General features: G+C 69.0%; 16 protein-coding genes. 11 read left to right on the top strand and 5 right to left on the bottom strand.

Going from position 1 to position 23,035, the window contains the following annotated elements; translation table 11 throughout:
• Positions 1 to 137 precede the first annotated feature (137 nt).
• Positions 138 to 3,122, top strand: coding sequence for a TonB-dependent receptor (locus E5843_RS00725; RefSeq protein WP_166815807.1), 2,985 nt, complete (start codon positions 138 to 140; stop codon positions 3,120 to 3,122).
• Positions 3,123 to 3,179: 57 nt separating this feature from the next.
• On the opposite strand, the gene E5843_RS00730 is transcribed toward E5843_RS00725, so the two are convergent.
• Complete coding sequence (locus tag E5843_RS00730) at positions 3,180 to 4,373, bottom strand: alkaline phosphatase (protein ID WP_136411535.1); 1,194 nt, start codon at positions 4,371 to 4,373, stop codon at positions 3,180 to 3,182.
• A gap of 188 nt (positions 4,374 to 4,561) precedes the next feature.
• On the opposite strand from E5843_RS00730, the gene E5843_RS00735 reads away from it, so the two are divergent.
• From E5843_RS00735 to E5843_RS14195, 7 genes are all read left to right on the top strand, one after another.
• Complete coding sequence (locus E5843_RS00735) at positions 4,562 to 7,423, top strand: M16 family metallopeptidase (RefSeq protein WP_141065550.1); 2,862 nt, start codon at positions 4,562 to 4,564, stop codon at positions 7,421 to 7,423.
• Between the two features lie 255 nt (positions 7,424 to 7,678).
• The gene (locus E5843_RS00740; RefSeq protein ID WP_134675280.1) at positions 7,679 to 7,987 is read left to right on the top strand and encodes a DUF4156 domain-containing protein; all 309 of its coding nucleotides are present in this window, start codon (positions 7,679 to 7,681) and stop codon (positions 7,985 to 7,987) included.
• Between the two features lie 257 nt (positions 7,988 to 8,244).
• Entirely contained in the window at positions 8,245 to 9,261 is a 1,017-nt protein-coding gene (locus tag E5843_RS00745) for a 3-oxoacyl-ACP synthase III (RefSeq protein WP_141065551.1), read from the top strand.
• 106 nt (positions 9,262 to 9,367) lie between these two features.
• A complete protein-coding gene (locus tag E5843_RS00750) occupies positions 9,368 to 10,156 on the top strand; it encodes a TSUP family transporter (RefSeq protein WP_141065552.1) in 789 nt (262 codons plus the stop codon).
• A gap of 78 nt (positions 10,157 to 10,234) precedes the next feature.
• A complete protein-coding gene (locus E5843_RS00755) occupies positions 10,235 to 11,404 on the top strand; it encodes a Fic family protein (protein ID WP_141065553.1) in 1,170 nt (389 codons plus the stop codon).
• A gap of 46 nt (positions 11,405 to 11,450) precedes the next feature.
• Positions 11,451 to 12,794, top strand: a complete 1,344-nt coding sequence (locus tag E5843_RS14190) for a type IIL restriction-modification enzyme MmeI (protein WP_208542759.1) — start codon at positions 11,451 to 11,453, stop codon at positions 12,792 to 12,794.
• Positions 12,779 to 14,281: a type IIL restriction-modification enzyme MmeI gene (locus E5843_RS14195; RefSeq protein WP_208542760.1), complete on the top strand. Its 1,503-nt coding sequence runs from the start codon at positions 12,779 to 12,781 to the stop codon at positions 14,279 to 14,281. Before E5843_RS14190 ends, E5843_RS14195 begins: the two co-directional genes overlap by 16 nt.
• Before the next feature lie 53 nt (positions 14,282 to 14,334).
• Here E5843_RS14195 and E5843_RS00765 read toward each other — a convergent pair whose 3' ends face one another.
• From E5843_RS00765 to E5843_RS14085, 3 genes are all read right to left on the bottom strand, one after another.
• Entirely contained in the window at positions 14,335 to 14,976 is a 642-nt protein-coding gene (locus E5843_RS00765) for a TIGR00645 family protein (RefSeq protein ID WP_136411537.1), read from the bottom strand.
• Between the two features lie 78 nt (positions 14,977 to 15,054).
• Positions 15,055 to 16,767, bottom strand: a complete 1,713-nt coding sequence (locus E5843_RS00770; protein WP_166815809.1) for a GAF domain-containing protein — start codon at positions 16,765 to 16,767, stop codon at positions 15,055 to 15,057.
• The gene (locus E5843_RS14085) at positions 16,764 to 17,321 is read right to left on the bottom strand and encodes a biliverdin-producing heme oxygenase (RefSeq protein WP_166815811.1); all 558 of its coding nucleotides are present in this window, start codon (positions 17,319 to 17,321) and stop codon (positions 16,764 to 16,766) included. The genes E5843_RS00770 and E5843_RS14085 overlap by 4 nt, the downstream gene beginning before the upstream one ends.
• A 186-nt stretch (positions 17,322 to 17,507) precedes the next feature.
• Here E5843_RS14085 and E5843_RS00775 point away from each other — a divergent pair, with 186 nt between their 5' ends.
• Positions 17,508 to 18,404: an alpha/beta fold hydrolase gene (locus tag E5843_RS00775; RefSeq protein ID WP_136411539.1), complete on the top strand. Its 897-nt coding sequence runs from the start codon at positions 17,508 to 17,510 to the stop codon at positions 18,402 to 18,404.
• Between the two features lie 834 nt (positions 18,405 to 19,238).
• Here the strand turns inward: E5843_RS00775 and E5843_RS00780 are convergent.
• Positions 19,239 to 19,667, bottom strand: a complete 429-nt coding sequence (locus E5843_RS00780; RefSeq protein WP_136411540.1) for a YkgJ family cysteine cluster protein — start codon at positions 19,665 to 19,667, stop codon at positions 19,239 to 19,241.
• A 608-nt stretch (positions 19,668 to 20,275) separates the two neighbouring features.
• On the opposite strand from E5843_RS00780, the gene oleC reads away from it, so the two are divergent.
• Both oleC and oleD read left to right on the top strand, forming a co-directional pair.
• Positions 20,276 to 21,973, top strand: coding sequence for an olefin beta-lactone synthetase (oleC, locus tag E5843_RS00785; RefSeq protein ID WP_279631936.1), 1,698 nt, complete (start codon positions 20,276 to 20,278; stop codon positions 21,971 to 21,973).
• A complete protein-coding gene (oleD, locus tag E5843_RS00790; RefSeq protein ID WP_136411541.1) occupies positions 21,970 to 22,980 on the top strand; it encodes a 2-alkyl-3-oxoalkanoate reductase in 1,011 nt (336 codons plus the stop codon). Before oleC ends, oleD begins: the two co-directional genes overlap by 4 nt.
• The last annotated feature ends 55 nt before the right edge of the window (positions 22,981 to 23,035 follow it).

A 23,035-nucleotide genomic window follows, 5' to 3' on the forward strand; every position in this document is an offset into this window, starting at 1 on the left:
CAGGGGTGCGCCATACGCGCCAGGTCAGGCCGTCCAGGGAAGGGAGGCGTGCAGTTCCGTCGCCCCTGGACCCGCCACCACCACGTTCGCCCGACACCCGGCGTTGCCGGCGGCGTGCGTCCCTCCCAGGAAGCCCGATGTACAAGACCACGACTCTCGCCACGGCCCTTGCCCTGGCCATGGCCATGCATGCCCAGGCGCACGCCCGGACCACGTCCACTCCGGCCGTTGCCGTCGCCAGCCTGCAGGGCTCACATGCCGATACCGGTTCGATCAACGGCGTAGTCACGGACGCCGGCCGCGGCGGGTATCTCGCCGGCGCCGAAGTCCGCATCTCCGGCCTTGACGTGGTCGCAGTGACCGGTTCGGATGGCCGCTTCGCCCTGCACCGTGTGCCGGCCGGTCGCCACGAACTGCGGGTGAGCTACGTCGGTCGCCCCGACCGGACCCACGTCGTCGACGTGGTGGCGGGGCAGGCCAGCAACGCGCGGATCGATGTCTCCGCCGCCCGCGACGCCACCGACCTCGATGCGGTCGTGGTGCGCGCCCAGCCGATCGCGGAATCCGAGTACGCGGCGCTGCAGGCGCAGCGTGCGTCGACCTCGCTGGTCAACGTGGTGGCTGCCGACTCGATCGGCCGCTTCCCCGACCAGAACGTCGCCGCCGCGCTCAGCCGCCTGCCGGGCATCGCGGTGGAGCGCGACCAGGGCCAGGAGCGCTACGTCAACCTGCGCGGCGCGCCCGCGCGCTGGACCACCATCGCCTTCGACGGCGTCAACGTGATCAGCCCCGCCGGCCGCACCGCGCGCCTGGACACCATCCCGTCGTCGATCGCCAGCCAGGTCGTCGCCCGCAAGGCGATCACCGCGGCCATGCCCAGTGAGACGCTGGCCGGCAACATCGACATCATCACCCGCAGCCCGTTCGACTACGAAGGCCTGAAGGTCGGCGCCGACGTCGGCATCGGCTACAACGACCTCGGCGGCGGCAGGCAGTACAACTGGGGCGGCTTCCTCTCCAGCAAGTTCGCCGACGACCGCTTCGGCGTGCTGGTCTCGGCCTCGAAGTATTCGCGCGACATGGTCACCGACAACTTCGAGTCGGATCCGGAAGTGGCCGCCGAGGACCAGGAGCCGGGCGGCGACGAACGCGTGTGGTTCGACGCCCACCAGAACAAGCTCTACCGCCTGACCCGCGAGAACGAGTCGGTCAGCGGCCGCCTTGAGTTCCGGCCCAGCGACGATCACCACTTCTTCCTGAGCTCGATCCATACCGAGTTCAGCGACCACGAGCTGCGCAACGCCATCGAGTTCGACTTCGATGCCAACGCCGTGCGCACCTCCGACACGCGCCCGCAGGCCGTGGCCCAGCGCACGGGATATGCGGATGTCCGCACCGGCAACACGCCGTGGCAGGGCACCGTGTACGGCGTGGAGATGGACAGCACGCAGAACATCAACGACAGCGTGCAGAGCATCTTCACCACCACCCTCGGTGGCGACCAGAACCTCGGCGACTGGCGTGCCCGCTGGCGCCTGAACTACACCGAGGCGGAACAGAAGTCCGGCCCGTCTTTCAACTCCACCTGGGTCAGCCCGTCGGAGCGCACCCTGCGCCCGACCGTGGACTACGACTTCAGCAACCGCAGCCTGCACCGGGTCACGCTGTACGACACCATCCGCAATCCGGACGGTTCGTTCTCCAAGGGCAACCTCAAGCGCTCGCTGGATTCGCACGACTACAACTTCGTCAGCGTCGTCACCAACAGCGGCAAGGCGGTCACCGACTCCTACAGCACGCGCCTGGACCTGTTCCGCGAGACCGAGCTGTTCGGCCGCCCCACCGAGCTGCAGTTCGGCGTGCAGTACGACGACCGCACCAAGGAGAACAACCAGACCCGCTACGCGATCACCGCGGCGCAGCTGACGGCGATGGGCATCGCGCATCCGGCGATGGCCGACTTCGCTTCCGACAAGCCCTACCAGGGAGCGCTGCCGCTGGGTTACAGCTTCCGCTACCACGACGAAGACCGCGCGCGTGCGCTGCTCGACGGCCTGCGTTCGCAGGGTGCCGGCGGCTTCGACGACGGCGTGGTGATGGACAACTGGTACAACGTGCAGGAGCGGATCGGCGCGGTCTACGGCATGGCCACCAGCCACTTCGACTGGGGCAACGTCGTCGCCGGCGTGCGTGGCGAGTACACCCGCAACCAGTCGTCCGCCAATGCCGAGGACGACAGCGGCTACCGGCGGATCACCGTCAGGGAAAGCGGCGTCGATTTCTTCCCCAGCGTGCACGTCAACTGGGACCTCAACGACGAAATGAAGCTGCGCTTCTCCGCCAACACCGGTGCCGCGCGCCCCGACTACACCGACCTGCGGCCCAACTTCTCGATCAGCGACGACGAGCAGGAGATCGACGGCGGCAACCCCTACGCGGAGACCGAGAAGTCGATGGGGCTGGATGCCTACTTCGAGTGGTACATGCGGCCACAGGGTTTCTTCTCCGCCGGCGTGTACTACAAGAAGCTGCGCGACGTGCTGTTCGACGTCGAGCTGCCGCGCTTCGGCAACGACGACCTCGACGTGCCCGGCTTCGACCGCTCGCAGTACACCTACTTCACCCTCGCCAACGGTGGCGATGGCCACATCCGCGGCCTGGAGCTGGCGTACTCGCAGGGCTTCTCGCCGCTCGCCGACCGCCTGGACCTGCCGCTGTGGGTCGGCGACTTCGGCGTCACCGCCAACGTGACCTTCAACGACAGCGAGGCGACCACGCCGGACGGCCGCAAGGTGTCCCTGCCGGGCGCTTCCGATCTGATCTACAACACCTCGCTCTACTACGAGGCGCACGGACTGTCGGCACGGCTGAGCTGGCAGTACCGCACCGAGTGGATCGACGGCATCGGCGACGGCGACGTCATGGGCGATGCGTACTGGGATGATGTCGGCCGCCTCGACTTCTCGATGCGCTATGCCTTCAACGACAACGTCGAGATGTACCTCGACGCCAACAACCTGCTCAACGAGCCCGGCATCCGCTACCAGGGCAACCGCCAGCGCACCACCGAGTACGAGCGCTTCGGCAAGCGCTTCATGATCGGCGTGCGGATGAACTTCTGACCGCGGGCAGACCACGAGGCCGGCCTGCAGCGATGCGGGCCGGCCTTCCTGTGTCGGTTATTCCGCGTTCCAGCCCCAGGCGTCGAGCATGACCCGGAACAGGTGCGTGTTCGGGAAGTAACCGCGCACGCGATGGGCGCCGGCGCCGGTGGCCAGCGTCACCACTTCCTCGGCGGTGTGGGTGCGGTTGACCAGCACGTTGGGCAGCCGCACCAGGTCCTCATCGGCACCGGGTTCCGCATCCGCCTGCGCCTGCTTCCATGCATCGAAGCCTTCCAGCAGTGGCTGGCCACGCTCGCCGCCGTCGATCTGCAGGCCGAACGAATGGTCGGCGGTGAACAGCAGCAGGGTGTCGTCGAGATCGACGCGCTGCTCGACCTCGGCAATCAGGCGGTCGAAGTCGACCAGGTTCTGCAGGCCCTTGCGCACGTCGTCGGTGTGCGCGTCCCACTCCACCACCAGCAGGTAGCCTTCGGGTGCGTCCTGCAGGATGTCGAGCGCGGTCAGCGTCGCCTGGCGCACGTCGATGCTGTCGGCGACCACCAGCGGGCGGACGTCGCCGGCCTGCATGGCCTCCGCCAGCGATGCACGCACCGGACGTCCATGCGTCGCGCCGAGCGTGTCGAAACCGGTGCCGACCTCGGCCAGCTGCTCGCCGATCTTCGCGCGCCCGGCACCGATCATCACGTCCACGCCATCACCGTAGCGCGGCGCGAACACCTGGGTGAAGATCTCCGCCCACTTTTTGCGGTCGTTGGAATGCGCATAGGTGGCGGCGGGGGTCGCATCGGCGATCGACTGCGAGCTGACCACGCCGGTGCGCAGGCCGCGCGCCTCGGCATGCTCGAGGATGGTCCGGGTCGGAGTACCGTCGCGCTGGCCGCGCACCGCATCCGGGCCCTGGCTGATGACGCCGTTGCGGGTCTTGACGCCGGTCACCACTGACGACATGCCGTTGGCGGAATCCGACACCCACTTGTCCACCGGCGAGGTTTCGCTGAGGCCGAGGTGCGGCCAGCCCTGGATATGGAGCTTCAGCGGCTCGCCGTAGCCGTGCACGCTGGCGCCATGCAGGGCGGAAACGCCGGCGGCGTCGGCGACGAAGAGGATGACGTTCTTCGCCCGTGGCGCGGAGGCATCGTCGGCCAGCGCGAACTGGGGCATGGCGAGGGCGGCCAGGAGCGCGCCTGCAAGCAGGCTGCGCAGCGGCTTGTTGTTGTGCATCGAGGGATCCTTCTGGGTCGTTGGCATGCGGGGCTGGAGTCACCCGCGAGGTGATCGCCCATGCTCGCGGCAGGCCATGACGTGGCAATGACATCGCCCGGCCGTGCGCGGCGGCTCGGCGGCGCTGCACGACGCAACGAATCGCGCTGCGCCCATACAGCGTCGGCCGGCGGCCGCGGCTTACCATGCGTGCCCGACCCAACAAGGAAGAGTCCATGTCGACGCCCCAGACCCTGCCGCGCCGCGGCGCCATCCTCGCCATCGCGCTTGCCGCCGCACTCGGCGTCGCCGCCCCGCTGGCCTGGGCCGAGTCGCCGCCGCGGGCGCCGCAGGCCGCCGTCGACATCGCCTACGAACAGTTCACCCTGCCCAATGGCCTGCGCGTAGTGGTGCACACCGATCGCAAGGCGCCGATCGTCGCGGTGAACCTCTGGTACCACGTCGGCTCCAAGGACGAGCCGGCCGGGCGCACCGGCTTCGCGCACCTGTTCGAACACCTGATGTTCCAGAAGACCGAACACCACGACGGCGAGTTCTTCGCCCCGTTCGAACTGGTCGGCGCCACCGACATGAACGGCACCACCAACAACGACCGCACCAACTACTTCCAGAACGTGCCGACCACCGCGCTCGACATGGCGCTGTGGATGGAGTCCGACCGCATGGGCCATCTGCTCGGCGCGGTGGACCAGGCCGCGCTCGACGAGCAGCGCGGGGTGGTGCAGAACGAGAAGCGCCAGGGCCAGAACCAGCCCTACGGCCAGGTCTGGGAGGTGCTGGGCAAGTCGCTGTATCCGAAGGGCCACCCGTACCACCACAGCGTGATCGGCTCGATGAACGATCTCGATGCCGCCACGCTCGCGGACGTGCAGCAGTGGTTCCGCGCCTGGTACGGCCCGAACAACGCCGTGCTGGTGCTGGCCGGCGACATCGACGTGGCCACCGCGAAGGACAAGGTGGCGCGCTACTTCGGCCATATCCCGGCCGGGCCGACGATGGCGCAGCCGGCGGTCGACGTCGCACGCCGCACCGCCACCACCCGCGACACGCTCGAGGACAAGGTGCCGCAGACGCGTATCTACCGGGTGTGGAACGTGGCCGAGACCGGATCCGAGGATCTCGAGCGGCTGCAGGTGCTCGCCCATGTGCTGGGCGGTGCGCGTACCTCGCGGCTCGATCGCCGCCTGCTGCACACGGACCGCCTGGTCGACAGCATCAGCGCGATGGCCTGGGGCGGCCAGCTCGGTTCGCGCTTCATGATCATGGCCAACGTGCGCGACGGCGTGGAGGCGGCGCAGGTGGAGGCCGCGATCGACGAGGAGCTCATGCGACTGATCGCCGAGGGCCCCGATGCCGGCGAGGTCGAGCGCGCCAAGACCGCGGTACGCGCCGGCTTCATCCGCGGCATCGAGCGCATCGGCGGCTTCGGCGGCAAGGCCGATGCGCTGGCCGAATGCACCGTGTACGAGCAGGACCCGGGCTGCTTCCGCCGCTCGCTCGACACCATCGCCGCGACCACCCCGGAGCAGGTGGCCGCAGTGGGCCGCACCTGGCTGGCCGCGGGCGACCACGTGCTGACGGTGGTGCCCGGCGAGCGTCGCGAGATTCCCGAAGAGCCGGCGGTGACGCCGGCCCCGTTCGAGCTGCCGGCGGTGGACGCGAAGTTCACGCATGCGCAGCCGCAGGTCGATCGCAGCCAGGGCGTGCCGGTGCCGGAGAGCTTCCCGGAACTCGCGTTCCCGGCACTGGAGCGCGCGCGACTGGGCAACGGCACCCAGGTGATCCTCGCCCGTCGCAGCGACATCCCGGTGGTGCAGATGAGCTACGAGTTCCCGGGCGGCTATGCCGCCGACCAGGGCCGCAAGCTCGGCACCTCCGGTTTCACCATGGGCATGCTCGACGAGGGCGCCGGCGAGCTGCGCGCGCTGGAATTCGCCGAGCGGGCAGAGGCACTGGGCGCGGTGCTGTCGTCGGGGGCGAGCCTGGACGGCGGCAACGCCTACCTGTCGTCGCTGAAGGAGAACCTCGATCCGTCGCTGGCGCTGTATGCGCAGATGATCCGCGCACCGCGCTTCGACCAGTCCGAGATCGACCGCGTCAAGGCGACCTGGATCGCCGGCATCCGCCAGGAGAAGGCACGCCCGAACGGCGCCGCGTTGCGCGTGCTGCCGCCGCTGCTGTACGGCGAAGGCCATCCGTATGCGATCCCGCTCAGTGGCAGCGGCACCGAGGCATCCGTCGCCGCGTTGAGCCGTGACGACCTCGTCGCCTTCCATCGCGACTGGGTACGTCCGGACAATGCGACGCTGGTGGTCGTGGGCGACACCACGCTGGCCGAGATCGTGCCCGCGCTGGAACGTCATTTCGGCGACTGGCGCGGCACCGGCCCGGCGCCGGAGCTGCCGGCGGTCGACGCGGTGGCGCGCCCGGCCAGCCCGCGCGTGTTCCTGATCGACCAGCCCGGTGCGGTGCAGGCCAACATCTTCGTCGGCCAGCTGGTGCCGTCGAGCAAGGACGACGGCGCCACCCGTTTCGGCATCGCCAACTCGGTGCTCGGCGGCACCTTCACCTCGCGGCTCAACATGAACCTGCGCGAGGACAAGCACTGGTCGTACGGCGCGTTCACCACCACCGTCGGCGCGGTCGGCCCGCGGCCGTGGATCGCGCTGGCGCCGGTGCAGATCGACCGCACCGCCGATGCGTTGGCGGAGCTCCGCCGCGAGATCAGCGAATACGCCAGCGGCGAAACCCCGGCCACCGACGACGAGGTCGCCAAGATCCAGGCCACCGAGATCCGCGGCCTGCCGGGTTCCTACGAGACCGCCAGCAGCGTGCTGTCGGAGATCGCCGCGATGGTGCGCTACGGCCGCCCGGACGATTACGTCGAGCAGCGGCGCGCCGAGATCGAGGCGCTGACCCCGGCGCAGGTGCGCGAGTCCGCGGCGACGATCGATCCCGAGCGGCTGACCTGGGTGATCGTCGGCGACCTGTCGAAGATCGAGGCCCCGGTGCGCGCGCTGGAGCTGGGCGAGGTGTCGGTGGTGGATGCCGACGGCAACCCGGTGACGGGCAGATAACCGCTGCCGGCAGACAGCACTCTTCTCCCGCGGCGAGGCTCGGAGGCACGCTTGGCCCGATCACCGTAACCGCCTGAACTGGCACCCTTCTCCCGCCTGCGGGAGAAGGTGGCCCGAAGGGCCGGATGAGGGCAGGCAGGGCATCCGTGCGACCCGGGATGGTCACCGGCAGCGGTCATCGCCGCCCGGCAACGCATCCCCGCGCACCGCCGATGTCAGAATCCCCGCTCATCACGCCTTTTCCGGAGTTGTCCCATGCGCGCCCCGATCCTTGCGGTCCTGTTCCTTGCCACGTCCGGCTGCACCTGGGTGCATATGGCGCCCGGCGCCAGCGCGGTGCGGGTCGCCGCCACCGCGCCGTCGGGCTGCGAAAAGCGCGGCGAGGTCGAGGTCTCGGTGAAGCACAACGTGGCCTTCATCGAGCGCAACCAGCTGCGCGTGCGCGAGGAGCTGGAAACCCTCGCCCGCAACGAGGCCCCCGGCATGGGCGCGGACACCGTGCACCCGCTGGCACCGCCGACGGCCGGCAGCCAGCGCTTCGCCGCCTGGCGCTGCGGCGGCTGAGCCGCCTGCCGCTTCGGAACCCGCCTCCCACCCGCGGGGTGAGCCGGTACGCTTGCGAGACACCGGCTCGGGTGCCGGCGAACGCCCGAGCGGCGACGCGAAGGCGGGGGGCGCGGAGCGAGGGGCCGGGGTGACAGCGGAGACGCGCTGACGCGTGCAATCGCACGGCCGGGATTCAGCTTGAAACCCCATTCAAAATGCGTCGGGGAACGGAAGCCGGTACCCTATGTCACCTTTTTTGTCGCGGTGCCACGTCCATGCTGTTCCAACACGTCGCCATTGCCGGTCTGGCCCATATCGACGCCCCGCGGCGACTGTCGTCGGACGAAATCAACGCACGCCTGAAGCCCACGCTCGACCGCCTCAACATCAAGACCGACGTGCTGCAGGACATCGCCGGCATCCACGCACGGCGGCTGTGGGATGACGACGTGCAGGCCTCCGACGCGGCCACGCTGGCGGCGGTCAAGGCACTGGCGGACGCCGGCATCGACCCCGCCAAGATCGGCCTGCTGGTCAACACCTCGGTCAGCCGCGACTACCTCGAGCCGTCCACCGCGTCGATCGTCAGCGGCAACCTCGGCATGTCCGACACCTGCCAGAACTTCGACCTCGCCAACGCCTGCCTGGCCTTCCTCAATGGCATGGATGTCGCCAGCCGCATGATCGAGCGCGGCGAGATCGACTACGCGCTGGTCGTCGACGGCGAAACCGCCAACCTCGCCTACGAGAAGACCATCGAGCGCCTGCTGCGCCCGGAGGCCACCGAGGAGGACTTCCGCAACGAACTCGCCACGCTGACGCTGGGCTGCGGTGCCGCCGCGATGGTGCTCGCACGCGCCGAGCTCGCCCCGGGCGCACCGCGCTACAAGGGCGGCGTGACCCGCGCGGCCACCGAGTGGAACACCCTGTGCCGCGGCAACCTCGATCGCATGGTCACCGACACCCGGATGCTGCTGATCGAGGGCATCAAGCTGGCGCAGAAGACCTTCATCGCCGCCAAGGCGAAACTGGGCTGGGTGGTCGAGGAGCTCGACGAGTTCGTGATCCACCAGGTCAGCAAGGCCCACACCGCCGCCTTCATCAAGGCCTTCAACATCGACCCGAAGAAGGTCATGACCATCTTCGGCGAGCACGGCAACATCGGCCCGGCGTCGGTGCCGATCGTGCTGTCGAAGCTGCGCGAGGACGGCCGCCTGAAGAAGGGCGACCGGGTCGCGCTTCTCGGCATCGGCTCGGGCCTGAACTGCTCGATGGCCGAGGTGGTCTGGTAACCCCGGCCACCATCGCCGCAACGCACGGGGCCGGCTTGTCCGGCCCCTGTCATATCCGCAGGTGACCGCGCGACCGCGTCACCGGCACCACCACACAGCGGACCCCATGGAATTCGGACTCGACATACTGGCGCTGCTGGCGCTGGCGGCCTTCGTCGCCGGCACCATCGACGCGATGGCCGGCGGCGGTGGCCTGATCACCATCCCCGCGCTGATGGCCGCGGGCGTGCCGCCGGTGCAGGCGCTGGCCACCAACAAGCTGCAGTCGAGCTTCGGCACCAGCAGCGCGGTGTATGCGTTCGCGCGCCGCGGCTGGATCGATTTCCGCCGCATCGCCTGGCCGGCCGGTGGCGCCTTCGTCGGCTCGGTCGGTGGCGCGCTGGCGGTGCAGGCGGTCGACCCGTCGTTCCTGGCCGGGCTGGTGCCGCTGCTGCTGATCGCGATGGCCGGCTACTTCCTGTTCGGGCCCAAGGCCAGCGAGACCGAAACCCATGCGCGGCTGGGCGAAGGCGCGCTGGTGGTGGTGATGGTCGGGCTCGGCTTCTACGACGGCTTCTTCGGGCCGGGTGCCGGCTCGTTCATGACCACCACGCTGGTGGCGCTGTTCGGCATGGGCCTGGTCTCGGCCACCGCGCACACCAAGTGCCTCAACCTCGCCAGCAACATCGCCGCGCTGATCACCCTGATGATCGGCGGCCAGGTGCTGTGGCTGCTCGGCCTGGTGATGGCCGTGGCCAGCATCGCCGGCGCCCGGCTCGGCGCGCACCTGGCGCTGACCGTCGGGAGCCGCCTGATTCGTCCGCTGCTGGTCGCGATGTCGCTGGCACTGACGGTGAAGCTCCTGGCCGACGCGGACAATCCGCTCACCGCGTGGCTGAAAACTTTCCTTGTTTGAACACATCTGGCCAGCTAAGAAAATAAGTGTTATCTAATTTTCCTTGAGCCCATCACGGGCGCGTGCAAGGAAAGCCACATGGCCAAGAGGACCACAGGCCACTACGTCGCCGGATCGCTGGCAGGCAGCCGCTACCAGGCCTTTATTCCCGATCCGCTGCCTCCGGACCCGCCGCTGGACTTCGCGGCAATGGATCTGGTGGCGCGCAAGGAACGCGCCGACCAGGCGCTCGGGCGCCTGGACGGCATCACCCTGATCCTGCCGGACCCGGAATTGTTCCTGTACCAGTACGTGCGCAAGGAAGCGTTGCTGTCCTCGCAGATCGAGGGCACCCAGTCGTCGCTGTCCGACCTGCTGCTGTTCGAGGCCGACGCTGCACCGGGAGTGCCCATCGACGACGTGGAGGAAGTCTCCAACTACGTGGCCGCGCTCAAGCACGGCCTGCGCCGCCTCCGCGAGGACGACTTCCCGCTCTCGCTCCGTCTGATCCGCGAGATGCATGCCCTGCTGCTGCGCGGCGGCCGTGGTGCGACCAAGCACCCGGGCGAGTTCCGCAAGGGGCAGGTGTGGGTCGGTGGCCCCTCGCCGGCACTGGCCCACTTCGTACCGCCGCCGCCGGAAGCGCTGCCGGATGCGCTGGCCGCCCTCGAGCGCTTCCTGCACGAGCCGCCGGGCCGCGTGCCGCCGCTGGTGAAGGCCGCGCTGGCGCACGTGCAGTTCGAAACCATCCATCCCTTCGGTGATGGCAACGGCCGCCTTGGCCGACTGCTCATCGCGCTGATCCTTTGCAATGAAGGCGTGCTGCGTGATCCCAGCCTGTACCTCAGCCTGTACTTCAAGCACCACCGCGCCGACTACTACCACCGGCTCAATGGCGTGCGCGTGCACGGCGATTGGGAAGGCTGGCTGGGCTTCTTCCTCGACGGCGTGGCCGAAACCGCGCAGCAGGCGGTCGATACCGCGCAGCGCCTGCTCGCGCTGCTGGCAAGCGATCGCGCCCGCATCGCAGCGCTGGGAAAGCGTGCCGGCAACATCGGCCTGGTGTTCGACCAGTTCGCCCGCCGCGTGGTGCTGACCGTGCCCCGCGTGGCCCCGGAACTCCCGCTCAGCCCGCCCACCATCCGCGCAGCGGTGCGTGCGCTGCAGGAACTCGACATCGTCAACGAAGTGACCGGCCAACAGCGCCATCGCGTGTTCGCCTACAGCCGGTACCTCGACATCCTCAGCGAAGGAGCGCAGCCGCTGTGAGCACACGATCACCGAACACGAGAGCCGACCGGAGGAGTCGCTTCGAATGCCGCTGAGCCTCAACGAAATCCGTGACCGCGCGCGCGCCTTTGCCCGTGAGTGGCAGGGCGAAACCTCCGAGCGCGCCGAGGCGCAGAGCTTCTGGAACGACTTCTTCCACGTGTTCGGCAAGAAGCGCCGCAGCGTGGCCGTGTACGAGCAGAAGGCGAAGCGCTTCACCGGCACCGCCACCGGGCGCATCGACCTGTTCTGGCCCGGCGTGATGCTGGCCGAGCACAAGAGCGCGGGCGTCGACCTGGACGCCGCCTTCGACCAGGCCACCGACTACTTCGCCGGCCTGAAGGAATCCGAGAAGCCGCAGTACATCCTGGTCAGCGACTTCCAGCGCTTTCGCCTGTACGACCTCGACGGCCACGCGCCGCACGTGGAATTCCCGCTGGCCGACCTGCACCGCGAGATCGGCCGCTTCGGCTTCATCAGCGGCTACCAGACCCGCACCTACAAGGAGGAAGACCCCGTCAACGTGCAGGCCGCCGAGCGTATGGGGCGGCTGTACGACACGCTCAAGGCCGCCGGCTACGGCGGCCACGCGCTGGAAGTGCTGCTGGTGCGGCTGCTGTTCTGCCTGTTCGCCGACGACACCGGCATCTTCCCGCGCCATGCCTTCCATGACCTGGTTGACCAGCGCACCAGCGAGGACGGCGGCGACCTCGGCGGCTGGCTGGCGCGGCTGTTCCAGGTGCTCAACACGCCCGAAGACCGGCGCCAGACCACGCTCGACGAGCAGCTGGCCGAGCTGCCCTACGTCAACGGCCGCCTGTTCGAGGAAATGCTGCCGCTGGCCGATTTCAACGCCGCCATGCGCCAGCAGCTGCTGGATGCCAGCGCGCTGGACTGGAGCCGCATCAGCCCCGCGATCTTTGGCTCGATGTTCCAGTCAGTGATGGATGCCAGGGCCCGCCGCAACCTGGGCGCGCACTACACCAGCGAGAAGAACATCCTCAAGCTGATCGGCCCGCTGTTCCTGGACGGGCTGAAGGACGAACTCGACCGGGCGCGCAGCGACCAGAAGAAGCTGGCGCAGCTGCACCGCAGGCTGGCCACGCTGAAATTCCTCGACCCGGCCTGCGGCTGCGGCAACTTCCTGGTGATCGCCTACCGCGAACTGCGGCTGCTGGAGCTGGAGATCATCAAGCGCCAGTTCGCCACCCAGCAGTCGGTGCTGGCGCACGTGCAGGACCACGTGCTGGTGGACGTGGACCAGTTCTTCGGCATCGAGATCGAGGAGTTCCCGGCGCAGATCGCCCAGGTGGCGATGTGGCTGATGGACCACCAGATGAACCTGCGCGTGGCCGAGCAGTTCGGCGAGACGTGGTGCGGCTGCCGCTGACGAAGTCGGCGGCGATCGTGCATGGGAATGCGTTGCGGATCGACTGGAACGAGGTGGTCCCAGCCGCGGAACTGGATTACATCCTCGGGAATCCGCCATTCATCGGCTCGAAGATGATGACGGAGCAACAGCGTGCCGATCTACTTGCCGTTGCCGGCTCGCTGAAGGGTGCAGGCATCCTCGACTTCGTTAGCGCGTGGTACCTCAAGGCCGCTGAGTACCTCCAGCTCCGTCATCCCCGCGAAGGCGGGGATTCAGTGTCTTCGGTCCGGAAGGCCATCCGTTGCGCCTTCGTGTCGACCAATTCGATCACCCAGGGCGAACAGGTCGGCGTGCTGTGGGGGCAGATGCTCGCACGTGGCATGAAAATTTTCTTCGCCCACCGCACGTTCCAGTGGAACAACGAAGCGCGCGGTGTGGCGGCCGTGCACTGCGTGATCGTTGGCTTCTCAAGCGGAGATGCCGGGCCCAAGCGGCTCTTCGATTATGACGACATCCGTGGTGAGCCCCACCAGCTTTCGGCGACAAACATCAACCCTTACTTGGTGGATGCAGCAGATGTACTGCTATCCAATCGAAAGAGTCCGATCAGCAGTGTTCCCGCCATCTCATTTGGCTCAATGCCGAACGATGACGGGAATCTGTTGCTAACAGACCACGAGCGTTCAGAGCTTCTGGCCCGCGAGCCGGACGCCGAGCCGTACATCCGCCGAATGGTGGGCTCCGTGGAGTTCTTGAACGGAATCCTTCGTTGGTGCTTATGGCTCGACGGTGTGCCGCCGGACGTAGTTCGTTCGATGCCGGCGGTTGTAGAAAGGGTTCGGAGAGTCAGGAATGCCCGATTGGCAAGCGGCCGCGAGGCCACGCGGAAGCTAGGCAGCGTTCCGTATCGCTTCGGCGAAGTTCGGCAGCCGGTTGGAACATATATCGGCATACCGAAGACTTCGTCAGAGCGCCGCAACTTCATTCCAATCGGGTTGATGGATGCTTCCGTCGTAGCCGGGTCAGAGCTATTCACGGTTTTCCCTGCGACGCTGCTTGCTCTGGGGATAATCAGCTCGACCATGCACATGGCCTGGGTCCGCACTGTATGCGGTCGCCTCAAAAGCGATTACCGCTACTCCGCCGGCATCGTCTACAACAACTTCCCATGGCCGGATATCACGGAAGAGAAGCACCACGCAGCCATCGAATCCGCCGCGCAGGGTGTGCTCGACGCCCGCGCGCAATTCGCCGACAGCACACTCGCCGACCTCTACGACCCGCTGACCATGCCGCCCGCGCTGGTCAAGGCGCACCAGCAGCTCGACAGGGCCGTGGATGCGGCCTACCTCGCCGCCGAAAAGGTCGCTGGCCGCAAGGCGCCGAAGCTGGACACCGATGCCGAACGCGTTGCCTTCCTGTTCGAGCGCTACCAGCAGCTGGTCTCGATCCTTCCGGCGGACAAGCCCGGGAAGGCGGCACGCAGGCCACGCCGGTCGTCCTGAACCGGTTCCGCTTCTACTGATCGCCTCGCATCGTCACGAGGCATGGTCCCGCCTCAGCCCGCGTGCTTCTCGCGATGGTTGCCGCCGTTCTGCATCAGCCGGTCGGTCCAGGCGATGCCGATCGCCGACAGGATGAAGATGGCATGGATGATCGCCTGCCACATGATCCCGGCCGAGGTGTAGGTGGTGCAGGTGCGTGCGTTGGCGGGACCGCCCAGTTCCAGCCACAGCTTCGCCGCCTGCAGGGCCTCGACGGTGCCGCAGGTGGGCAGGCCGCCGGCCATGCCGGCCTCGATGAAGGTCTTGAGCAGGTGGATCGAGCTGATGCCGATGATCGCCATCGCCAGCTTGACCTTGAGCACGCTGGCGTTGACGTGGGAGAGCCATTCCGGCTGGTCGGGGTGGCCTTCCAGCCGCAGCCGCGACACGAAGGTCTCGTAGCCGCCGACGATCACCATCACCAGCAGGTTGGAGATCATCACCACGTCGATGAGGCCGAGCACGATCAGCATGATCGCCTGCTCGCCGAAGCTGGCGGCGCCATGGATGAGGTGCCACAGCTCCTTGACGAAGAGGACGACGTACACGCCCTGCGCCGCGATCAGGCCGAGGTAGAGCGGCAGCTGCAGCCAGCGGGAACTGAAGATCAGCGCGGACAGCGGGCCGGGCGGGGTCGCGGTGGATGGGGTCGACATGGTCGGGCCGGAGGGAAGGGCGGCGCAATGTAGCGGCGGCGCCGGCGCCTTGCCAAGCGCCGCGTGCAGCGAGTGCCGTCAGCGACCGCCGGTCTCGCTGGCGATCAGCAACTGCAGCTCGGTCTCCAGCACCGAGATCCGCGCCGCCAGCCGCGCGGCCTCGTCGGGGCCCACGTGCACCAGGCCGTCCAGCAGCTCCGACAGCCGCAGCAGGCGCTCGCGCTGGTCGCGCACTTCCACCCGCGTGCGCCGCGCGCGCAGGTCGCTGACCTCCACGTGCAGCTGGCTGCGGCGGTAACGCTCGCGCAGCAGCATGCTCAGGCGGTCGGCAGTGCGGAAATCCGCATCGCTCCACGGCACGCTGCGACCGCGCACGATCTCGTGCCAGGCAGCGAAGGAGCGGCGCGGACCGAGCCGGTTGCCGCTTGCGTCGAGCTGCATCGGCTCGTCCGGACGCCCGGCCCAGCGGACTTCGTCGACCTCCTCGCAGCGGAAGAAGAACAGCCAGTCCTCGGTGGCCGGATCCAGCGGCACGGCCAGCACACCGGCCAGGCCATCGCCATCGAGGTCATCGAGCCAGTCACCGGCGGTGGCGGTGGCCAGCACGCCCGGTGCCGTCGCACGGTCCACCCAGCGTGCCAGTTGCGGCTTGGCCACTGCATCCGGCGCACGCCCCGCGGTGTGCCACTGCCCGTGCTGGAACAGCGCCACGCCATCGCTGTCGACCGCGCGGCACAGCAGGTCGAGGTTGTCGGGCAGGGCGAGGCGCGGGTCAGGTGCCGCATCCAGGCGCATGGCGAGGGTGTCGCGCACCAGCCGTGACTCGTCCTCGTAGATCAACGCCAGTTGCTGTTCGCGCGCGGCAATGCGCATCGACACGAACAGGCCGAACAGGTCCGCCGACGCGCGCACGCCCGGCGACAGCCGGCGCGGGGTGCGGTGGTGGCAGGCGATCAGGCCCCACAGCCGCCCGCCGACGACGATCGAGATCGAGGTCGACGCCGCCACGTCCATGTTGCGCAGGTATTCCATGTGCACCGGCGAGACGCTGCGCAGCGCGTGCTGGCCGAGGTCGAGCGGTTCGCCGCTGACATGGCGGTCGGGCACGATCGGCACCGGCACGTATGACACGTCGGGGATCACCCGCACGCGGTTGCGCAGGTAAAGCGCGCGCGCCTGCGCGGGGATGTCGGATGCCGGATAGCGCAGGCCCATGTAGGAGGGCATCGCGGGGTCACGGCACTCGGCCACCACCTCGCCGGCGTTGTCGTGGCGGAAGCGGTAGATCATCACCCGGTCGTAGCCGGTCAGCTGGCGCACCTGTTCGGCGACCTGCTGGTTGAAGCCGTCGGCATCGTCGTGGCCGGCGAGGCGCGAGATCATCGCCTGCGCCGTCATCGTCGGCGAGCGCTCGGCGGACGCATTCTGCGGCTGCACTTCGATTTCAATGTGCACCAGGCCATCGGCCACGTGCACGCCGATGTCGCACAGTTGCGCCATCGGGCCGATATTGCCGATCGCGGCGCGCTGCGGCGGCGCACCGGCTTCGGCAAAGGCGATCGTCTCCGCGATCGGTTCGATGAGGTCACCGGTGAAGAACTCGCGCAGTGACTGCCGCAGCATGTCTTCCGGCGCGAAGCCGGTCACCGCTTCGATGTTTGCGGAGACGTGGCGGATGGTCCAGTCCGGCAGCGCGCAGCTGATCAGGTAACCGTGCGGCTGGATCGCGCCGGACTGGTGGATCGGTTCGCCGGCGCACGCGGACAGGGCGCGGTCGAGGGGATTGCTCATGGCAGTTCGTCCATAAAGAGCGCGCGGCGCAGGCAGGCTTCGGCGGCGGCAAACGCGTCGTGCGCGCCCCTGGCGAGCAGCGCTTCGCGCGTGCCGGTGGGGTCGAGCGCCTGCAGTTGCCGCACTACGCCGGGCCACTCGCCATCGATGGCATGGCGGTCGAGGAAGGTCGCGCCACGTCCGGCAGTGAGGCCCAGACGACGCGCGTCGCGGACCAGCACGCGCGCACCCATGCTGCTGCCGGCAATCACGTACTGCCATCCCAGCCGCTCGTCGGCATCGGTGACGCGACGCAGGACGCCACGCGGCGGCAACGGCGCCTGCTCGAGCGCGACCAGGTCGCGGGCCAGCCACAGCGACCGCAGCGGCGGCTCATCGAGCAGCGTTTCGGCATCGCCGATAAAGCGGTGCATGCCGCGTACGTAGCCGTGGTAGGTCCGGATGTCCGCGAGGCCGCTGGCAAGCAGCCCGTCGAGTCGCTGATGGGCGGACAGGGTCGCGTCACGCAGCCGGTCGCGGACATCCGCAACGGGCTTCAGGGCGGTAAGGGGCATGGACCGAGGATACAGAGCCGGCGCTCGCCGGTATTCACTTTTGTAGCGCGCGCGTGAACGGGTCAGTTTCGCGGGTTCCATCTTCGGGTGGACGCGCGTGGCACCAACCACCTGGCGTGCCAGGGAGCGTCAAAGCCTGCGCGATAGAATGGACGCGTCGCCGGTATCGGCGTTCCAGGCGTTGCCGTGCAATTTCCCGATTACCCGTTCCAGGGCCGGCGGATCGAGGTCCGGCCGGGTGTGTTCCAGCATGTGCTCGACGAAGGTCCGCGCGACGGCGAAGTCGTGCTGATGCTCCACGGCAACCCGTCCTGGAGCTATTACTGGCGGCACCTGGTGCTCGGGCTGCGTGACCGTTACCGCTGCATCGTGCCCGACCACGTCGGCATGGGGCTGTCGGACAAGCCGGACGACGCGCATTACACCTACACGCTGCAGTCGCGCATCGAGGATCTCGACACCGTGCTCGACGGCCTCGGTATCACCGGCCCGGTGACGCTGGCGGTGCACGACTGGGGCGGCATGGTCGGCTTCGGCTGGGCGCTGCGCGATCCCTCGCGCGTGCGTCGGCTGGTGATCCTCAACACAGCGTCGTTCCCGCTGCCGGCAGCCAAGCCGATGCCATGGCAGATCGCACTGGGTCGCGACTGGAAACTCGGCGAGCTGGTGATCCGCGGCTTCAACGCCTTCTCCGCCGGCGCGTCGTGGATCGGCGTCGAACGGCGCATGCCGCGGGCGGTGCGTCGCGCCTACGTCGCGCCCTACGACAGCTGGGCCAACCGCATTTCCACCGTGCGCTTCATGCAGGACATCCCGCTCGGCCCCGACGATGCGGCCTGGCCGCTGCTGGAAGCCGCCGGCCGCGCGCTGCCCGGCTATGCCGACCGCCCGGCCTTTATCGGCTGGGGGCTGAAGGATTTCGTCTTCGACCACCATTTCCTCGACGGCTTCCGCAGCGCGCTGCCGCAGGCCGAGGTGACCGCGTTCGACGATGCCGGGCATTACGTGCTGGAAGACCGCCACGAGGTGCTGGTGCCGCGCATCCGCGCGTTCCTGGATGCGCATCCGCTGCAGGCGGGATAAGGCGGGGATCGGCCACGAAGGACGAGCATTGCCCGTCATCCCCGCGAAGGCGGGGCTCTTAACAGCCACCGGCTGGTCATCCAGGGACGTTGATGCCTAGGCACCCACGTCCGTGGGTAGGCCGCCACCTGAGTGTTGGGAGCCCCGCTGTTCGGGAATGAGAGCGGGCGCCGAAGCGCGTTGGCGCGCGGGCAGCCCGCCGCGGCCGCAGGGGGATGCCCAGCCGGCCGAAGTCCGCATCCAGCTCCCACGGCCGTCGCCGGCCATCCATGGCCGGCTCTGGGCATCCCCCTGCGCCCGCGGCGGGCCCCGAACCGTCGTCGCGTCGGCAAGAACGTCAACGGCAGGAACGTCAGGACGTCGTGGCCGTCGTGGCCGTCGACGACTTTGGTCTGCCGCCGCTGTGACCTCCAAGCCGGCACTGCCGAACGCACAAGTGCATTGCAGGCGGCGCCGGTAGCGCCTGCTGTTGATTTTCGTGCCAAAGCCGACGAATGCCTGGGCCCGTCGCGTGCACCGGGGGGTGTGCGGACAGCCGGCCATGGATGGCCGGCGGCCGGCCGTGGTAGCTGGACGCGGACTCCGGCCGGGGGAGCGCACCCCCCGGTGGACGCGACGGGCAGCGCGGATGACAACGAAGCCACTTACCGGCGCCCGACACTCCAGCTTGCGCCACCGCCGCCACGTGTAGAGGAGCGAGGACGACGCCCCCGTGTGCGCGATGGGCAGCGCGAAGTGCAACGGAGCCACGCACACGTACAGAGACACTTCAACCGTACGACATCGCCCGGGCGTATGGATGAGAGCCCATCGCAACGCGGTACCCGCGAAACCTCACGCTGCCAGCGGCGGTGCCGGTGTCGGCGGGTCGCGGTCGTGATCGCCGTCGTCCGGCCAGCCCTCGTTGGCGGCCTCGCGCCAGGCCCAGTCACCGGGCTGCAGCGGCGCCAGGCCGTGGGCGGACCGGGCGCGGTCGCACTGCGGGCTCGGCCGGCCGTGCTCCCAGGACGCTTCCACCTCGCGGCACACCGACGGTCGCGACGGATAGATCGTGCAGCCGGCGCGCACCCCGATCTCGGCATCCAGCGCGTTGCAGCGCGACGGCAGCGAGCGGGTGCCGCGCATCACCAGCCGGTGCGGATCGAGCGGTTCGGTGAGCGCGACCGGCACCGGGCCGCCCAGCGCGGGGTCGGCCTCCGACCAGTGGAACGCGACGCGGAAGGTGGCGCAGCAGGCGCCGCAACTCAGACACGGGTGGGTCATGTGCGCGGCCGTGTCCGGGAGTGGGGCGGAAGGTGCGCGATTTTCCGCCCTCGCCGCTGCGCCGGCAATCACCGGCGATTGTTCCAGCGATCGGGTCAATGACCTCATGCGTGACGTCATTGACGTCATCGTTCATGTCGCGGAGCTCATCGATGAGGTCGGCGATATCACGCGTGAGGTCCGCGACGTCATGCGTGAGGTCCGCGATATCAACGATGAGGTCGTGGACGTCACGGATGAGGTTCCGGACGTCATGCATGACGTCGGCGATATGAACGATGAGGTCTTGGACCTCATGCACGAGGTCGGCGATATCACGCGTGAGGTCGTGGACCTCAGGCACCAGGTCGATGATTTCTGCTGGAATCCCTCTCCCGCCTGCGGGAGAGGGGCAGGGGTGAGGGCGCGCGTGGTGCGGTGCCTGCCCTCATCCGCCCCTTCGGGGCACCCCGCTCCGCGCCCCGGCCCTCGCGTCACCGCTCGGGCGTTCGCCGGCACGCGAGCCGGTGGCTCGCAGGCGTGCCGCCTCACCCCGCAGGCGGGAGAGGGGTACAGCGCATGCCGGTCCTGCGGCCGGGCGGATTCGCCCCGCCTGTATCCTGCGCCCCATGACTGTCCAACCCGATTCCATGCACGCCGCAGGCGACACGGCCTGCAATATCGCCGCCGTGCTGCCGGAACTTGCCGCCCGCGCCGGCGAACGCGTCGCCATGCACTGCCCCGGCCGCAGCGGCGCCTACGAGGTCCAGCTGACCTACCGCGAGCTCGACGCGCGCAGCGACGCGATCGCCGCCGGGCTGGCCACGCACGGCATCGTGCGCGGCACCCGCACCGTGGTGATGGTGCGGCCGACGCCGGAGTTCTTCCTGCTGATGTTCGCGCTGTTCAAGGCCGGCGCGGTGCCGGTGCTGGTCGATCCCGGCATCGACAAGCGCGCGCTCAGGCAGTGCCTGGACGAAGCGCAGCCGGAGGCCTTTGTCGGCATTCCGCTGGCGCACGTCGCCCGCGTGGTGCTGGGCTGGGCGCGCGCCGCGCGGGTGCGCATCACCACCGGCTCGCGCCGCCTGTTCGCCGATGCGACGCTGGCCGGGGTCGAGCGCACCGGTGCCGGTGCCGGGCCGCAGCTGGCCGACACCGCGCCGGATGACATCGCCGCGATCCTGTTCACCAGCGGCTCGACCGGCGTGCCCAAGGGCGTGGTGTACCGGCATCGCCATTTCGTCGCCCAGGCGCGGATGCTGCGCGATGCGTTCGGCATCGAGCCCGGCGGCGTCGACCTGCCGACCTTCCCGCCGTTCGCACTGTTCGACCCCGCGCTGGGGCTGACCTCGATCATCCCCGACATGGATCCGACCCGGCCCGCGTCGGCCGACCCGCTGAAGCTGCACCGCGCGATCGAGCGTTTCGGCGTCGACCAGCTGTTCGGCTCGCCGGCGTTGATGCGGGTGCTGGCCGAGCACGGCCGGCCGCTGCCGACGCTGCGGCGGGTGACCTCCGCCGGTGCGCCGGTGCCCGGCGACGTGGTCGCGCGCATGCGCGAACTGCTGCCGGACGATGCCAACTTCTGGACGCCATACGGCGCCACCGAGTGCCTGCCGGTCGCGGTGATCGAGGGCCGCGAGCTGATTGCCCTGCGCACGCGCACCGAGGCCGGGGCCGGTACCTGCGTCGGCCGCGCGGTGGCGCCCAACGAGGTCCGCATCATCCGCACCCGTGACGACGCGATCGCGGACTGGGCGCAGGCCGAGGTGCTGACGTCCGGCGAGGTCGGCGAGATCACCGTGGCCGGGCCCACCGTCACCGACACCTACTGGAACCGCGACGCGCAGACCCGGTTGGCGAAGATCGCCGAGACGCTGGCCGACGGCACGGCCCGCATCGTCCACCGCATGGGCGACCTCGGCTGGGTCGATGAGGACGGGCGGCTGTGGTTCTGCGGGCGCAAGTCGCACCGCGTCGAGACCGCCGACGGCCCGCTGTACACCGAACAGGTCGAGCCGGTGTTCAACATCCATCCGCAGGTCGCGCGCACTGCGCTGGTGGGCGTGGGCGAACCCGGCGCGCAGCTGCCGGTGGTGTGCGTGGAGCTGCGTGGCAGCGCCGATGCGGCCGCGCGCAACCGCATCGCCGCCGAGCTGCGCGCGATCGGCCAGCGCCAGCCGCATACCGCGGGCATCGGCCTGTTCCTGTTCCATCCGGGGTTCCCGGTCGACATCCGCCACAACGCCAAGATCGGCCGCGAGAAGCTTGCCGCCTGGGCCACCCAGCGGCTGCAGCGTCGCGCCGGGCTGGGAGTACCGCGATGAAGGTGCTGGTGACCGGCGGCGGTGGCTTCCTCGGCCAGGCGCTGTGCCGCGGGCTGGTCGCGCAGGGCCACGAGGTCACGAGCTTCAACCGCGGCCACTACCCGCAGCTCGATGCGATCGGCGTGCGCCAGGTGCGCGGCGACCTCGCCGAGGCGGCGGCCGTGCGTGGGGCGCTCGCCGGCGCCGACGCCGTGTTCCACAACGCGGCCAAGGCCGGCGCCTGGGGCAGCTACGACAGCTACCACCTGGCCAACGTGGTCGGTACCCGCAACGTGCTCGCTGCCTGCCGCGCGCACGGCATCGCGCGGCTGGTCTACACCTCCTCCCCGAGCGTGACCCACCGCGCGACCCATCCGGTCGAAGGCGGCACCGCCGATACCGTGCCCTATGGCGAGGACCTCAAGGCGCCGTACGCGGCGACCAAGCGCATCGCCGAGGAAGAAGTGCTGGCCGCGAACGATGCGACGCTCGCCACCATCGCGCTGCGTCCGCGGCTGATCTGGGGGCCGGGCGACAACCAGCTGCTGCCGCGGCTGGTCGAGCGCGCGCATGCCGGCCGCCTGCGTTTCGTCGGTGACGGCAGCAACCGCATCGACACCACGTTCATCGACAACGCCGCGCAGGCGCACTTCGACGCACTCGCGCACCTGGCACCTGGTGCCGCGTGTGCGGGCCGTGCCTACTTCATCAGCAACGGCGAGCCGATGGCGGTGCGCGACATCGTCAATGCTCTGCTCGAAGCCGCCGAGGCGCCGCGGGTGCACAAGACCATCCCGTTCCGCGTCGCCTATGCCGTCGGGGCCGCCTGCGAAACGCTGTGGCCGCTGCTGCGCCGCAGCGACGAACCGCCGATGACGCGCTTCCTTGCCGAGCAGCTCGCCACCACCCACTGGTACGACATGGCGCCAGCGACATGGGATTTCGGCTACGTGCCGCGGGTCTCGATTCACGAGGGCCTCATCCGGCTGAAGGCGAGCTGGGAGGGCGTTTCCGCCCTCACCCGATGATGACTGGGGGGTGGCCACGATTGGCCCACGCCACTTCCGGCACACCAAGGGAGAC

It is taken from the genome of Luteimonas yindakuii, assembly GCF_004803715.2.
Lineage (GTDB): Bacteria > Pseudomonadota > Gammaproteobacteria > Xanthomonadales > Xanthomonadaceae > Luteimonas > Luteimonas yindakuii.

Excerpts from the sequence above, each read along its gene's own strand:
- E5843_RS00725 (WP_166815807.1), top strand. The coding sequence starts at position 138 with ATGTACAAGACCACGACTCTCGCCACGGCCCTTGCCCTGGCCATGGCC.
- E5843_RS00730 (WP_136411535.1), bottom strand. The coding sequence starts at position 4,373 with ATGCCAACGACCCAGAAGGATCCCTCGATGCACAACAACAAGCCGCTG.
- E5843_RS00735 (WP_141065550.1), top strand. The coding sequence starts at position 4,562 with ATGTCGACGCCCCAGACCCTGCCGCGCCGCGGCGCCATCCTCGCCATC.
- E5843_RS00740 (WP_134675280.1), top strand. The coding sequence starts at position 7,679 with ATGCGCGCCCCGATCCTTGCGGTCCTGTTCCTTGCCACGTCCGGCTGC.
- E5843_RS00745 (WP_141065551.1), top strand. The coding sequence starts at position 8,245 with ATGCTGTTCCAACACGTCGCCATTGCCGGTCTGGCCCATATCGACGCC.
- E5843_RS00750 (WP_141065552.1), top strand. The coding sequence starts at position 9,368 with ATGGAATTCGGACTCGACATACTGGCGCTGCTGGCGCTGGCGGCCTTC.
- E5843_RS00755 (WP_141065553.1), top strand. The coding sequence starts at position 10,235 with ATGGCCAAGAGGACCACAGGCCACTACGTCGCCGGATCGCTGGCAGGC.
- E5843_RS14190 (WP_208542759.1), top strand. The coding sequence starts at position 11,451 with ATGCCGCTGAGCCTCAACGAAATCCGTGACCGCGCGCGCGCCTTTGCC.
- E5843_RS00765 (WP_136411537.1), bottom strand. The coding sequence starts at position 14,976 with ATGTCGACCCCATCCACCGCGACCCCGCCCGGCCCGCTGTCCGCGCTG.
- E5843_RS00770 (WP_166815809.1), bottom strand. The coding sequence starts at position 16,767 with ATGAGCAATCCCCTCGACCGCGCCCTGTCCGCGTGCGCCGGCGAACCG.
- E5843_RS14085 (WP_166815811.1), bottom strand. The coding sequence starts at position 17,321 with ATGCCCCTTACCGCCCTGAAGCCCGTTGCGGATGTCCGCGACCGGCTG.
- E5843_RS00780 (WP_136411540.1), bottom strand. The coding sequence starts at position 19,667 with ATGACCCACCCGTGTCTGAGTTGCGGCGCCTGCTGCGCCACCTTCCGC.
- oleC (WP_279631936.1), top strand. The coding sequence starts at position 20,276 with ATGACTGTCCAACCCGATTCCATGCACGCCGCAGGCGACACGGCCTGC.
- oleD (WP_136411541.1), top strand. The coding sequence starts at position 21,970 with ATGAAGGTGCTGGTGACCGGCGGCGGTGGCTTCCTCGGCCAGGCGCTG.